We start from the raw sequence: 12,718 nt of genomic DNA, 5'->3' as shown, positions 1-12,718 counted from the left end.
ACTGGCCCGCTAAACCGGCTCAGCGGTAGTTCCTGTACGCCCAGAACGAGACGTACAGTGTCAGGACCAGCAGCCCACCGAGGAAGAAGGCCACGCCGGGTTCGAGGTCGATGCCACCACTGGCCGCGGCGTCGGTCGTCAGTTGCCGCGCTTCCTCGGTCATCGCCTCGACCGGGGTGTCGGCTTCCGGAGCCGGAGTGCTTTCCGGAGCCGGCGTGGCTTCCGGCGTCTCCGTCGCCTCGGCTATCTGGAACCCGCCGTCGTCTGTCTCCGTCGGGGCTGGCGTGGGTTCGGCCGTCGCGGCCGTCTCGTTCGCCGCTTCGAGACTCTCGGCGTCCTCGCCGCCCTGGGCACCGTCACCGGCGGCTCCCGAATCGCCGGCCCCCGAACTTCCGAACTGAATCGGGAACTGCCCGAGCAGGAGTTGCAGCATGACGCTGGCGGCGGTGAGGATACCGACGACAGGCAGGACGCGGCGGACGAGCGACCGGAGCGACTGCTTGCGCTCCTGCGTTCCGACGAACAACACAAGCGGGTCCTCCGGGGGCTCGTACACCTTCATCTCCTGGCCTTTCTCGGAGTACTGGACCCCGGCGACGGTGATGAGTTCCTCGTCTTCCAGCTTCTCCAGGTGATAGGACACCTTCTGGATTGACATATCGAGCCGGTCGGCCAGTTCAGAGGGTGTTCCCGGATCGTCGTAGACGGTGTTGAGGATTTCTCTGGCCGTTTCCGAGGAGAGGGCATCGAGGACATCTGAGACGTCTTCGTCGACCCCGACGACCTGTAGCTCCCCGTCCTGTGAGGTGCTCGTGTCGGGACCGCGGGAGGGCAGCAACGACATATATTCCGTTCACTGCCGCCCAGCGTAATGAATCTCGTGGAACCTCACAGGCCCATTTGAGTCTCAGAGCCCGCTATCGAAGGCGAACGACACACCTTCTGGTGACAGCGGGACGTTCGATATGCAGTATAGTGCGGTCTGATTGCCACTACAGCATCCCGGTTACGGACTCTACTGCGTCCGGAGAGAGCGAGTCCCGGGGCGGCCGCACCGTCGCGTGGGCGATGATGCCGCGGTCGGCGAGCAGCGCCTTCACGGTGGGTGCGAAGCCGAACTCGGCACACACTTCTGAGAGTGGTGAGAGGATCTCCCGCTGGACCGTTCTGGCTTCCGCCACGTCGCCGTTGGCGACGGCGGTGCCCGCCCGTTCTAGCTCGCTGGACAGTAGATGGGAGAGCGCGCTGACGCCGCCGTCGCCGCCCAGCACGAGCGACGGGACGAACAGGCCGTCGTGGTCCTGATAGACGGTGAAGTCCTCCGGCGTTCGATTGAGGACCGCGGTGACGTACGGCAGGTCGCCCGAGGAGTCCTTGAGTCCCGCAACGGTGTCCGATTCGGCGAGCGCGGCGACCGTCTCGACGGACAGCTCCTGTCCGACGGCCTCGGGGATGTTGTAAAGGTAGACTGGCAGCGGTGCGTCGGCCAGAACTGCTTCGAAGAACGCCTCGTTGCCCGCCCCGCTGGCCTGGCCGCCGTAGTACGGCGGAACGACGAGCGTACTGTCCGCACCCTGCTCGGCGGCGAACTGCATTCGGTCGTGCACCGTCTCGACGTCGGTCGCGGCCGTCCCGACGATGACGCGGCAATCGTTGGAGGCTGTCTCCGTCGCGGTTCGGACGACAGTTCGGTACTCCTGTGGCGACAGCGTCTCGAACTCCCCGGTCGTCCCGCAGGGAACGATGCCGTCGACGCCGGCCGCGGCGACGTGCCGGACCAGCGATTCCAGCCCGGCGACATCGAGGTCACCGTCGGCGTCGAACGGCGTCACCAGCGGCGTCAGCACGTCGAAGGACTCGGCCATGCCCCAGGCCAGACGCGGCGGTCGCTTAGGCGTTTTCCCCGTCGATAGGGCGGAACCCACTTGCCGCGGCAGTCCTACTGGTCGGTAAGAGCCGACAATGGGAGGACGCGAGCGTCTCGCAGCGACAGACCCGGACTTCGACCCGGAGGCGGTCGACATCGACGACGCCGAGGTGTTTTCCCGCCTCGCGCCCGTCGTCCAGGAGTGGTGGGTCGAGCAGTTCGGGGAGTTCGTCCCCGGCAACGGCGGCTTCTTCACGCCGCCACAGAAGGAGGCCATCCCGCTCATCCACGAGCGCGAGAACGCTCTCATCTGTGCGCCGACGGGGAGCGGCAAGACCCTCGCATCCTTTACCGGCATCATCAACGAACTGTTCGGGAAGGCCCGCGAAGACGAGCTTGAGAACTCCGTCTACTGCCTCTATGTCTCGCCGCTGAAGTCGCTGGCCAACGACATCCACCGGAACCTCGGACAGCCGCTGGACGGCATCACGGCCAAACTCGACGAGCGCGGCGAGGACGTCGAAATCCGGCACGCGATTCGCCACGGCGACACCAGCGACAGCGAGCGCCAGGCGATGCTGGAGACGACGCCCCACATCCTGAATACGACGCCGGAGACCCTCGCTATCCTCCTGAACTCCCCGAAGTTCAAGCAGAAACTCGAAACCATCGAGTACGTCATCGTCGACGAGATTCACAGCCTCGCCGAGAACAAGCGCGGGACACACCTCTCGGTGTCCCTGGAGCGCTTAGAGGAGATGGTCGAGGAACCGCCGACACGCATCGGCTGTTCGGCCACCGTCGAGCCGCTGGACACCGTCGCCGAGTTCCTCGTGGGTCGCGAGGAGCCCGGCGGCGACCCACGGGACTACGAAATCGTCGACACGCGCTTTGCCCGCGATTTCGACATGGAGCTGTCCTGTCCGGCTGACGACCTCATCAACACGCCCCGCGACATCGTCACCGAGCGCTTCTACAAACAGCTCCACGAGCACGTCCAATCGCATACGAACACGCTCGTGTTCACGAACACACGCTCGGGAGCCGAGCGGGTCCTCCACAATCTCCGCGAGAAGTTCGACGACTACGACGAATCGAACTCCGGCTGTCATCACGGCTCGCTCTCGAAGGAGAAGCGCCGCGACATCGAGGAGTCGCTGAAGGAGGGGTCACTCGATGTGGTGACGACCTCGACCAGCCTGGAGCTGGGAATCGATATGCCTCACATCGACCTCGTCGTGCAGGTGGGGTCGCCCAAGTCCGTCGCCGCGTTGCTCCAGCGCATCGGCCGCGCCGGCCACCAGCTCGGCGAGACTGTCGAGGGCCGCGTCATCGCACTCGACCGCGACGAACTCGTGGAGTGTGCGGTGATGCTGGAAAAAGCCGAGCGGGGCTTCGTCGACCGCGTGTTCATCCCCGAGAACGCCCAGGACGTGGCGACCCAGCAAATCTACGGCATGGCAATCAACGATGTTCGCCCAGAGGAGACGTTCAAAAGCGTCCTCCGGCGAGCCTACCCATATCGGGACTACGACGACGAGAACTGGGAACAGCTGATGCGGTACATGACCGCCGACTACCCCGGGATGGAGGACAAGAACGTCTACGCCAAAATCTGGCGGGACACCAACGACGCGCCCGACGGCGAGCACCACTACGACGCGTACGACGTGGGTGAGCACCTCATCGGCAAACGCGGCCGGCTCGCGCGGGTCATCTACATGACCAACATCGGGACGATTCCGGATTCCTTTACTTGTGACGTGGTGACCCGCAGCGACGATAGCTGGGTCGGCCAACTGGACGAGTCGTATCTGGACACGCTGGAGAAAGGTGACGTGTTCGTGCTGGGCGGGGACAACTTCGAGTACCGCTACCGCCGCGGGTCGAAGGTGTACGTCGACCGGACCGCCGCCCGCCCGACCGTCCCGTCGTGGTTCTCCGAGCGCCTCCCGCTGTCGTATGACCTCGGCCGCGAAATTCTCGACTTTCAGGGACAACTGCTTGACCGACTGGCCGACGGGGGAATGTCCGAAGTCCGCAACTGGCTCCGGGAGTTTCCCATCGACGAGAACAGCGTTCGAGCTATCGCCCGGATGTTCCGCGAGCAGGTGGCGTACGCCGGACCGGACAGCGTGGCTACGACCGACCGACTCGTCATCGAGGAGACGCTGGACCACGACGAGTACGAGCGTCACTACCACGTCCACTCGAACTACGGCCGACGGTTCAACGACGGCTTCTCGCGCTTGCTGGCGTATCACATCGCGCAGGCGGCCAGCGCGAACGTCCAGGTCGCCGTCGCCGACAACGGCTTCACGCTCTCGATGCCGCTGAACCGCAAAGTCGATATCGCGCGGATCGTCGACGACCTGGACCCGGAGACGGCCCGCGAGGACCTGCGGGCCAGCCTCGACGGGACCGACCTCCTCCAGCGGTACTTCCGCATCAACGCCACACGGTCGTTGATGATACTCAAACGCTACAAGGGGTACGAGAAGTCGGCCAGCGAACAGCAGGTGTCCTCGGAGATGCTGCTGGGGTTCGCCGAGGACCTCGGGGACTTCGCCGTCGTCGAGGAGACCTACCGCGAGATTCTGGAAGACAAGCTCAACGTCGACGGCATCGAGACGGTTCTGCGTGCGATACAGGATGGCGACGTGGACGTGGTCCGGACCCGCGTCGATTCGCCGTCGCCGCGCGCCTTCGGCCTCGCGACGCTGATGGCCAGCGACGTGGTGCTCGCCGAGGACGAGTCGGCCGTCTTACAGGAGTTCCACCAGCGAGTGCTGAACGAAATTGCGGACGGAGACGCCGACGACGGAGTCGTTGCGACCGACGACTGACGAAAGAGGGCCCGGGTCGCGTTCACTCTTCGGAGACGACCGGACAGTTGACGGTGGCTGCGCCGGCGTTCAGGACAGTCGCCGAACTGGCCGAGTCGAGGTCGGAAACGGCGGCGAAATCGGCGTTGTCGTAGATGTTCACCGACCACAGCGGCGAGTATGCGTCGTCGCCGGGCACCGTCGCCGTGACGTTGTGTGTCTGGTCGTTGCCTTCCTCGGACATGAATCCGGAGGCCGGGCCACCACCGTCCTCGCCGGGGTTCGTGTTGAAGCTCACGTAAATCGGGGACAGCGGAACGGAGCCGTCACGCAGCGAGAGGCTGGCTTCCTCGAACAGGAAGTACGAGACGACTTCGCCCTCGTACCAGCCCTCAACAGGCGACGCGGGACTTTCATCCGCGCTGTGACGCATCGACGCCGTTGACCCGTCGGGAACGATTGGACAGTTCTTGACTGTGCTCGTCGGCGAGATATCGAAGCCGGCAGCCTGAATCTCATCGACGCTCGTCACCGTGTTGGCCTCGTAGTCGTCGGGGACAGTCACCATGTGGACCTGCCAGAAGTCGTTGTACCCCTCGTCGCCAGGGACTACGTCGACGATGTTCAACTGTCCCTCGACGGGATCGCCGTTCTCGTAGAAGAGGGCGTAGATGGGCGCTGGCTGGGTCGACTGCACGTCGAAGTCGTAGTACTCGATGCCGTCCCCGCCTGGGCCATATCCTTGCGTCAGAAACAGCGAATCGAAGTCGATCGGTTCGTCGGGGCCGGGCAGCGCGTCGTTCTGGCTGCGCCGGTGTAACATCCCGGCGCTGTCGCTGAACCGGTCAATGCTGGCCCGCGGCGCCTCGCTGGGGTCGGTCGGACTCATCTCGCTGTCCATCGATTCAGTCATCTCCTCGTCCATCGCGTCAGTTTCCGCTCCCATTGACTCGCCATCGCCCTCGGTCATCGCGTCCTCCGCTGTCATCGATTCGGTCATTGCCTCGGTGCTTGCGCCGCCGCCGTCGTCACTTCCCGTACAGCCCGCGAGCGGGAGCGTGACACCTGCAGCAGCGAGCGTCGTCAGAAACGTCCGTCGGGTTCGTGACATACGCTTTGTCCGGCGTCGGGACTATACAAGGAGATTTTTGGAAGTTTCGGACAATTCAGGCCCTACTCGACCCAGTGTCTCGGTCAAAATTCTTCCAATTTCGCCCCTGAGCCAAACCGTTAATCCGCGGCCGGCCCCACGGGTGAGACATGGAGTCGCTCCACCCGCGGGTGAGACTGCTGTGGGTTCTGTCGACAGTCATCCAGGCGTCGGTACTCGGTGTTATCGCCTATCTCGTCGACCGGTTCGCGGTCTCACTGCCACAGACGGTGGTCGTCGGCGGCTGGGTCGTGCTCGTGGTGCTGGGTATCGTCCACGCAATCGCTGCCCACCGAATCTGGCGCTTTGACCTGCAGGACGACGCACTCTTTCTCCTCCGCGGTGTCGTGACCCGGACCGACACGTCGGTCCCCTACGTCCGCGTCCAGCACGTCGACACCACGCGCGGCCCGATAGAGCGCGCTATCGGGCTGGCGAGCGTCGTCGTCTACACCGCTGGGACCCGCGGCGCGGACATCACGATTCCCGGACTGCGGCCCGAACGAGCCACCGAACTGCGTGAGCAGCTCCGTGACCTCGCGAACGAGAGCGAGGCCACGGACGCGGTATGAATCGGCTCCACCCCCGAAGTGCCGTCCTGCGAGTCGCCCGAGCAGCGCTGCAAGGCGGCTTCTTCGGCTTTTTTGGCGGGTCACTGGGAACCGGAATGTTCGGACTGCCAGCGTTCGCGGTTCCGTTACTCGGCCTGCTCGGCGCGCTGACGTTTAGCGGCTACGCGCTGGCGCGCTATTTCCGTTTTCAGTACGAACTCGACGGCGACACGCTTACTGTCGAATCCGGCGTCTTCGCCAGGCAGTCCCGCCAGATTCCGCTGGGCCGCGTCCAGAACTTAGACGTCGAGCAGAACATCCTCAACCGCCTGCTCGGACTCGCAATCGTCCGCTTCGAGACGGCCGGTGGCAGCGCGACGGAGGCTACGCTGGACGCAGTCGACGAGGCCGAGGTCAAACGCCTGCGGAACTACGTGCGGACCCACGACCGGGACCAGGCCGCCCAGGCAGAGACAGCCACCGCCGACGCGGTGTCCGAAGCTGCGACACCTGGCCGGTCGGCCCACGCCGATCTGCCCGGCGTGACCGGCCCCAAACCGACACACGCTGGCGACACTCAGGCGAGGAATGACCTCGGGGAACCGGTTTCCGAATCGGACACGGCGGAACGCGACCAGCCGGACGGGTCGCTGCTGTTCGCGTTCACCCAGCGCGAACTCCTGACGTACGCGCTCGTCTCCGTTCGGCCGGCCGCGCCGGTCCTGACGCTGGCGTCACTCCCGCTTGGGATGGACGTCGTCTGGGCGGTTCTGCGGTTCAATGCGACCCTTGCCGGCGCATCGCTGAGCGGGCCGGTAGTTCGCTGGCTGACCGGCTCACCGGAAACCACGCGGCTCGCGGTCTTTGCTGCGCTCTCCGTCGTCCAGTTCCTCCTGCTCGCACTGGTCGTCAGCGTGGCGCTGACAGTCATCGAATACTACGGCTTCCAGCTCACGCAGGCCGACGACGACCTCCGGTACGAGCGTGGACTGTTGCGGCGTTACAGCGGCAACATCCCGCTGGAGAAGGTCCAGACGGTTACCATCCGCGAGAACGTCCTGATGCGGCGGTTCGGCTACGCGACGCTGGCCGTCGAGACGGCCGGCTACAGCGGCGGGAACCAGCAGTCCACGCAGGGCGTCGCCGTCCCGCTCGCGCCCCGCGAAGAAGTGTACGAACTGGCCCGCGATATCGAGCCCTTCGGCGACCTCGACTTCGACCGGTCGCCGAAACGCGCCCGTCGACGGTATCTCGCCCGCTTTTCGCTGGCCGCGGCCGGCCTCACCGCAGTCGCCTACGCCCTCGACACACTGCTGCTGGAGACTGGCTACTGGTGGGTCGCCGCCCTCCTCTTCCTCACAGTTGCGCCGGCAGCCCACCTCCGCTGGCGACACCGTGGGTTCGATCTGGGCGAGTCCGTGCTGGCGACCCGAAGCGGGTTCTGGCGGCGAACGACACGCATCGTCCCGTACTACCGGCTCCAGACGGTGTTCGTCACGCGGTCGCCGTTCCAGCGGCGCCGCGACCTGGCGACTGTGGGGGCCGACACGGCGAGTTCGTCGAGCCTTCTCGGCGGCGTCGCTCGGGTGTACGACATCGACGAAGACACCGCAAAAGAACTCAGAGACACGCTTCGGGAGCGCCTCACCGCACACGTTGCAGGGCTGCGGACGGGCGATAGGGCCGGCGACGCGGACGCGTAGTCAGCCCCGCGCCCACTCGACCATCCGGCCGTACACCTCGTCGGTCGCCAGCGCGTCGCCGTCGCCGACGAGAACGAGCGCCTTCTTCGCTCGCGTGAGTGCGACGTTGATGCGCCGGTAATCCTCGAAAATGGGGCTGTCGAGCGTCCCGGTGGCGACGAAAGAGATGACGATGACCTCCTTGCTCGACCCCTGGAACCGGTCGACCGTGTCGACGGTCACGTCCGGGAGCCGTTTCGAAATCTCCGCGACCTGGGCGCGGTACGGCGCGATGACACCGATGTCGTCGGCCGGAACCCCCGCGGACCGATACGACGCGACGATGTCGGCGATCCGGTCGGCCTCGTCGGGGTTGGTGTTGCCGACCTGGCTTCCGTCCGGGTCGACGAAGGCCACGCGGTCCCGGAGCCACTCGGGCAAACTTGCCGTCGAGACGCCGTCGAGGTCGTCGAGTCGCTGGGCGGCCACCTCGCCGGTCGCCGGCCGCAACTGACCGTCGTAGAACTCCCGCGAGGCGAAGGCCTGGATGTGCTGGGCCATCCGGTACTGGCGGTCGAGCATCACGCCAGCGTCCGGGTGGGCGTCGATGAGCCGCTCGAACAGCGATGTCGTCAGCGTCTCGTCCTCGGACTGGACCACCGGCGGGAGCTGCTGGTGGTCGCCGACGAGCACGAATCGGTCGGCGAGCGTCGTCGCCGCGAGCGTCCCCGGTTCGGTCAGCTGGCCGGCCTCGTCGACGACCGCGACGTCGAACTCCTGGGTCTGGAGCGTGCTCCCGCCGCAGGTGGCCGTGGTCGCCGCGACGACCTGCGCGCTCTGGAGCCGACTCGCACATTCGCCGGGGTCGCCGCTGGTCTCCAGTCGGTATTTCTGCATATCTTCGCGGACGCCGCTCTTCGTCCCGACGCGGACGATGTCGGTGTAGCCCTGGTCCTCCAGCGCCTCCAGCAGATTGTCGACGGCGCGGTTGGTGAACGCCGAGAGCAGGACGCGGTCGCCTCGGTCTCGCGGGTCGCCCTGCTCCCCGCTCGCCTGTTCGGCGGGGCGCTGCCCCGCTCCCTCGACTAAGGCACGAACCATCCGCGCCAGCGTGTACGTTTTTCCGGTCCCCGGCGGCCCGTGGACGAGCGCGAAGTCCTCAGCGCCGACGGCTAGCTGGACGGCCTCGTTCTGGGCGGCGTTGTTGTCGATGAAGGTCTCCGCGACCGGATCGAACTCCGGCTCTCGCCGGCCGAACAGCACGTCCTTCTGCTCGGGCGACTGGAGGAGGACGGCGTCGTGGAGCGCGTTCTGGAGCCGGTCGGTCGTCAGTTCGGAGGGATACACGTCCAGCCGGCGGAGGTCCAGCGGCTCGTCGGCCGTGACGACGATCTCCTCGTTCACGGCGGTGCCGTTCCCGCTATCCGAAGCGCGTGGTGCCTCGTTGCCCAGTCGCTCGACGCGGGCCAGTTCGGCGTTGCCGGTCACCGGGTCGCCGTCGCTGGCGAGCACGAGATTGCCTTCGCGGATCTTCGAGACGGCTCCCGTCCCGGTCGCCCGGAGTTCCCAGCGGCCGCCGTCGAGTTCCCGGCGACCGGTCGGTTCTAGGTCGATGAGCGCCCGGTCGTTGTCGGCCCGCTCCTCGGGCGTCTGCTCCCAGAGCTTCGCGTACTCCCGGTGGACAGCACGGCGCTCGGCCTCGATTGCCGTGTAGAACCGCTCGAAGTAGTCCAGTTCCTCCTCCGGCACCGCTCGGCCGACCGTTCCGGCCTTGGATTCCTGATCGAGTCGGCCGGAGACGGCCATGCAGGTGTCCTGCTCGAAGCAGTACTCGCATTTCGCGTTGGCCTCGTAGCCTGTCGGCACGCCCGAGTCGTACTCCAGCGCCGCAATCGCGTTGCGGGTCCGGACGACGTAGTTCAGCAGGCCGCTCCCGATGGAGAACTCCTTGGCCGGCGAGAGGTCGCCGCTCTCCTCGTTTCGGTCGACGGCGGCGTTCTTGGTGTAGAGGAGCGTGCCCGTGTCCGGCGCGGCGTCGACAGCGCTGCCCGCACCGGCCGCGCGCTCCCCAAGCATCAGCGCGTAGGCTGTCGCCTGAATCTTGTCCTGGAACCGTGGCTCCCGCTTGGTGTTTTTGCCAGTCTTGAGTTCGACGGGCATCCCGCGTCGGACCGCGTCGGCCCGCCCTTTCATGCCGAATCGCTCAGAGATGAGCGTCATCTCGGAGCGCCATTCATCGGTTTCTGTAAGCGTCCCCTGCTGGAGCCACCCCTGAATGGCCGACGCGTGGTCGCGCACGTCGCCGGCCACCTCGTTGGCCTCCCGGCCGAGCAGGCCGATGTCTAGCCCCGCGGCGTCGACCTGTTCCTCGATAGCGGTGTCGAGGTCCCGACCACGGAGCAGGTCGCCGAACACCTCGTGGACGACGGTCCCTTTCACCAGCGGATAGGCGTGCTCCGCGCCGTCGAGCTTCCGGAGGTAGTACATCCGCGGGCACTGCACCCACGCCCGGATGTCGGTCACGTCGACGAGGAAATCCGGCTGGACGACGAGGGTGGCGTCGCCGCCGACGGAGTACTGCTGCTCGCCCTGGTACTCCCGCTCGTCGGGGTTGTAGACGGCGATCTCCATCCCCGTCTCGATGACGGCGGCGTTCTCGGTCCATTTCCCCCAGAGCGTCACCGTCGTGGGCTCGCCGGCCCCGCGGTCGGGCCGAATCGTCACCTCACAGAGATCGCTCTCGCCGTACTGGGTGTTCACCGTCTTCGGCTCCTCGATGTCGACGACGACGCCGCGAACGCGGTCCGCGCTCACGGGTTGGCCCTCCCCTGTTGCACGGCCCAAGCGAGGGGGCGGACCCTCAAAAGTCGTTCGCGCCGCAGGTCACTCGCCGGTCGCATCGACATCTGAGTCAGCAGCGTACTCTCTCAGCGTCTCCAGGTCGACGTCTTCGAGCACGTCCTCGCTCGTCGCGTCGAGGTTCACCGGCGGGGCACGCCCGGCCTCGTGGGCCTCTATCCAGCGCGGGACACAGACACACCAGCGGTCGCCGGGGTCCAGACCCGGAAAATTCAGCTCCGGCCGCGGCGTCACGAGGTCGTTGCCCTGGGCCTTGCTGTACTCCAGAAACTCCGCCGTCATCACGGCACAGATCTCGTGCCGGCCCGGGTCGCGCTGGAGCGGGTAGCAGTAGCCGTCGCGCATGAACCCCGTCTCCGGGTCCATCGAGCAGCGGGCCAGCTCCCCGCCGAGGACGTTGCGTTCGCTTTCCATACTACGTCTGGCTGTTCCGCAGGGTAAAGCCGTTCGCCTGCGGGGCTCGTTCACCGACTTTCGCGCCGCTGCTTCGTCGCCGTTCTCGGTAGCCATCGTCCGGCATCTGTGGCAGTCAGGACCGATGGGTTCATTCTGGCCCAGGCCGAACGGGAAACTGACAATGCGCGTTCGTGACTGGCAGGACATTCTCGAAGACGTGATGGAGAGCAATGCCAATCCGGGGGACTGGCGTGCCGTCGGGGGCGACCGCGCGAACGGTATCGGCGAGGACATCTACTTCGGTCACCCCGACGCCGGTGTCTACCAGCTCAAGACCTACGCGAAGAACCCCTTCGAGGTACAGGGCGTCGGGTCCCAGGTGGCCCGCCGTATCGACGACGACATCGACCCGCTGTTTCCGAACGACGGGTCGGGCATCTTCGGCGTCCAGCAGGGACCGGCAGACGAGGACGACGCCAAGGAGAAGGCCAAGAACCTCGAAACGGTACTCGAAACCCACGCGGACGCACCCACGTCGCCGCAAGCGCTGCTTGAGGACATGATGGACGCGATGGACTCCCCGGCCTACGGCCCGATGGAGTTCGACCACCACGACCGGCCCGACCAGATGACCGAACTCACGGAGACGTTCGAGGAAGCGGAGGAACTACTCGACGCGGAGTTCGAGGACGTCATCGAGGAAGACGTAGCGCGGGGCTTCTACTGATGGCCGAACCGACGCGCGCCACCGGTTTCGGGGGGCGCTAATGGTCGGCCCCTCGATGACGGACGCCGACCGGCGACGCTTTCTCAGATACACGCAGGTCGGATTCGCACTTCTGATCGGCGTCTCGATGGGGCTGGTGACGATGTACGGCGGTGCCGAACTGCTGACCGTACTCGGGATTTTCGTCGGCGGAACCGCTGCCGGCGGCGCGCTCGCGTGGTACATCATCCCGGAGAGCATCGCGGAAACGCCGTACGAGTCGTTCGACAGGGGTCCGAAACCCGGCGCAAAAATGAAGCAACGTCGGCAGGAAAACGACGGCTCCGGACAGCGGGCATCCGAGGACGACGGCCGACTCTCACAGAACCGCGACTAGAGGAAATCGTCCTGCATCGCGGGGTCCTGCTGTTCGGATGCCGTCTGGTCGAAAATCTCTTCGTCGAGTGTCTCGGTCTCTTCCGTCGTAGTGTTGTAGGCCGAAATCCCTCGCTTCAGGAGGTCTTCGACGGCCTGGTCGCGGTTGAGGAACTCGCCCTGTTCGACGAGTCGCTGGATGTCCGAGTCCACCTGGTCCGGAAGTGACACCTTGATCTTGCTCACACTTGCCGCCTATACTGTTCGGACATAAAAACCCACCCCTGGTTTTGGGAGGGGTGAAAAA

Annotated in this window: 11 protein-coding genes; 5 read left to right on the top strand and 6 right to left on the bottom strand. The window is 65.8% G+C overall.

All coding sequences use genetic code 11. The features are described from left to right. Positions 1-19: 19 nt before the first annotated feature. The gene (locus tag VI340_RS07145; RefSeq protein ID WP_336330781.1) at positions 20-844 is read right to left on the bottom strand and encodes an ArsR/SmtB family transcription factor; all 825 of its coding nucleotides are present in this window, start codon (positions 842-844) and stop codon (positions 20-22) included. A gap of 148 nt (positions 845-992) precedes the next feature. After that, a complete protein-coding gene (locus VI340_RS07140) occupies positions 993-1,865 on the bottom strand; it encodes a dihydrodipicolinate synthase family protein (RefSeq protein ID WP_336358084.1) in 873 nt (290 codons plus the stop codon). Positions 1,866-1,962: 97 nt separating this feature from the next. On the opposite strand from VI340_RS07140, the gene VI340_RS07135 reads away from it, so the two are divergent. Then, the gene (locus VI340_RS07135; RefSeq protein ID WP_336358083.1) at positions 1,963-4,713 is read left to right on the top strand and encodes an ATP-dependent helicase; all 2,751 of its coding nucleotides are present in this window, start codon (positions 1,963-1,965) and stop codon (positions 4,711-4,713) included. A gap of 22 nt (positions 4,714-4,735) precedes the next feature. Here VI340_RS07135 and VI340_RS07130 read toward each other — a convergent pair whose 3' ends face one another. Then, positions 4,736-5,803, bottom strand: coding sequence for a hypothetical protein (locus VI340_RS07130; protein ID WP_008309077.1), 1,068 nt, complete (start codon positions 5,801-5,803; stop codon positions 4,736-4,738). A 149-nt stretch (positions 5,804-5,952) separates the two neighbouring features. On the opposite strand from VI340_RS07130, the gene VI340_RS07125 reads away from it, so the two are divergent. Both VI340_RS07125 and VI340_RS07120 read left to right on the top strand, forming a co-directional pair. Further along, positions 5,953-6,414 carry a PH domain-containing protein gene (locus VI340_RS07125; RefSeq protein ID WP_336358082.1) on the top strand — a complete coding sequence of 154 codons (462 nt, stop codon included), beginning with the start codon at positions 5,953-5,955 and terminating at the stop codon, positions 6,412-6,414. Next, positions 6,411-8,096, top strand: a complete 1,686-nt coding sequence (locus VI340_RS07120; protein ID WP_336358081.1) for a PH domain-containing protein — start codon at positions 6,411-6,413, stop codon at positions 8,094-8,096. Before VI340_RS07125 ends, VI340_RS07120 begins: the two co-directional genes overlap by 4 nt. Here VI340_RS07120 and VI340_RS07115 read toward each other — a convergent pair whose 3' ends face one another. Both VI340_RS07115 and VI340_RS07110 read right to left on the bottom strand, forming a co-directional pair. Continuing rightward, positions 8,097-10,889, bottom strand: a complete 2,793-nt coding sequence (locus tag VI340_RS07115; RefSeq protein WP_336358080.1) for an AAA domain-containing protein — start codon at positions 10,887-10,889, stop codon at positions 8,097-8,099. A 69-nt stretch (positions 10,890-10,958) separates the two neighbouring features. Next, positions 10,959-11,348, bottom strand: a complete 390-nt coding sequence (locus VI340_RS07110; protein WP_336358079.1) for a DUF2237 family protein — start codon at positions 11,346-11,348, stop codon at positions 10,959-10,961. A 163-nt stretch (positions 11,349-11,511) separates the two neighbouring features. Here VI340_RS07110 and VI340_RS07105 point away from each other — a divergent pair, with 163 nt between their 5' ends. Then, complete coding sequence (locus VI340_RS07105) at positions 11,512-12,057, top strand: hypothetical protein (RefSeq protein WP_008309085.1); 546 nt, start codon at positions 11,512-11,514, stop codon at positions 12,055-12,057. A gap of 55 nt (positions 12,058-12,112) precedes the next feature. Continuing rightward, complete coding sequence (locus VI340_RS07100) at positions 12,113-12,433, top strand: hypothetical protein (protein WP_336358078.1); 321 nt, start codon at positions 12,113-12,115, stop codon at positions 12,431-12,433. On the opposite strand, the gene VI340_RS07095 is transcribed toward VI340_RS07100, so the two are convergent. Further along, entirely contained in the window at positions 12,430-12,657 is a 228-nt protein-coding gene (locus tag VI340_RS07095; protein WP_004518043.1) for a ribbon-helix-helix domain-containing protein, read from the bottom strand. The genes VI340_RS07100 and VI340_RS07095 overlap by 4 nt on opposite strands. Positions 12,658-12,718: the final 61 nt, after the last annotated feature.

Origin of the sequence: Haloarcula sp. CGMCC 1.6347 (genome assembly GCF_037078395.1) — an archaeon.
GTDB classification, from domain to species: domain Archaea; phylum Halobacteriota; class Halobacteria; order Halobacteriales; family Haloarculaceae; genus Haloarcula; species Haloarcula amylolytica.
This window is presented reverse-complemented; position numbering and strand designations above follow the sequence as displayed.

What these genes read in the sequence shown, in the direction of transcription:
- VI340_RS07110 (WP_336358079.1), bottom strand. Translation starts at nt 11,348, where the DNA reads ATGGAAAGCGAACGCAACGTCCTCGGCGGGGAGCTGGCCCGCTGCTCG.
- VI340_RS07105 (WP_008309085.1), top strand. Translation starts at nt 11,512, where the DNA reads ATGCGCGTTCGTGACTGGCAGGACATTCTCGAAGACGTGATGGAGAGC.
- VI340_RS07140 (WP_336358084.1), bottom strand. Translation starts at nt 1,865, where the DNA reads ATGGCCGAGTCCTTCGACGTGCTGACGCCGCTGGTGACGCCGTTCGAC.
- VI340_RS07125 (WP_336358082.1), top strand. Translation starts at nt 5,953, where the DNA reads ATGGAGTCGCTCCACCCGCGGGTGAGACTGCTGTGGGTTCTGTCGACA.
- VI340_RS07120 (WP_336358081.1), top strand. Translation starts at nt 6,411, where the DNA reads ATGAATCGGCTCCACCCCCGAAGTGCCGTCCTGCGAGTCGCCCGAGCA.
- VI340_RS07135 (WP_336358083.1), top strand. Translation starts at nt 1,963, where the DNA reads ATGGGAGGACGCGAGCGTCTCGCAGCGACAGACCCGGACTTCGACCCG.
- VI340_RS07100 (WP_336358078.1), top strand. Translation starts at nt 12,113, where the DNA reads ATGACGGACGCCGACCGGCGACGCTTTCTCAGATACACGCAGGTCGGA.
- VI340_RS07145 (WP_336330781.1), bottom strand. Translation starts at nt 844, where the DNA reads ATGTCGTTGCTGCCCTCCCGCGGTCCCGACACGAGCACCTCACAGGAC.
- VI340_RS07130 (WP_008309077.1), bottom strand. Translation starts at nt 5,803, where the DNA reads ATGTCACGAACCCGACGGACGTTTCTGACGACGCTCGCTGCTGCAGGT.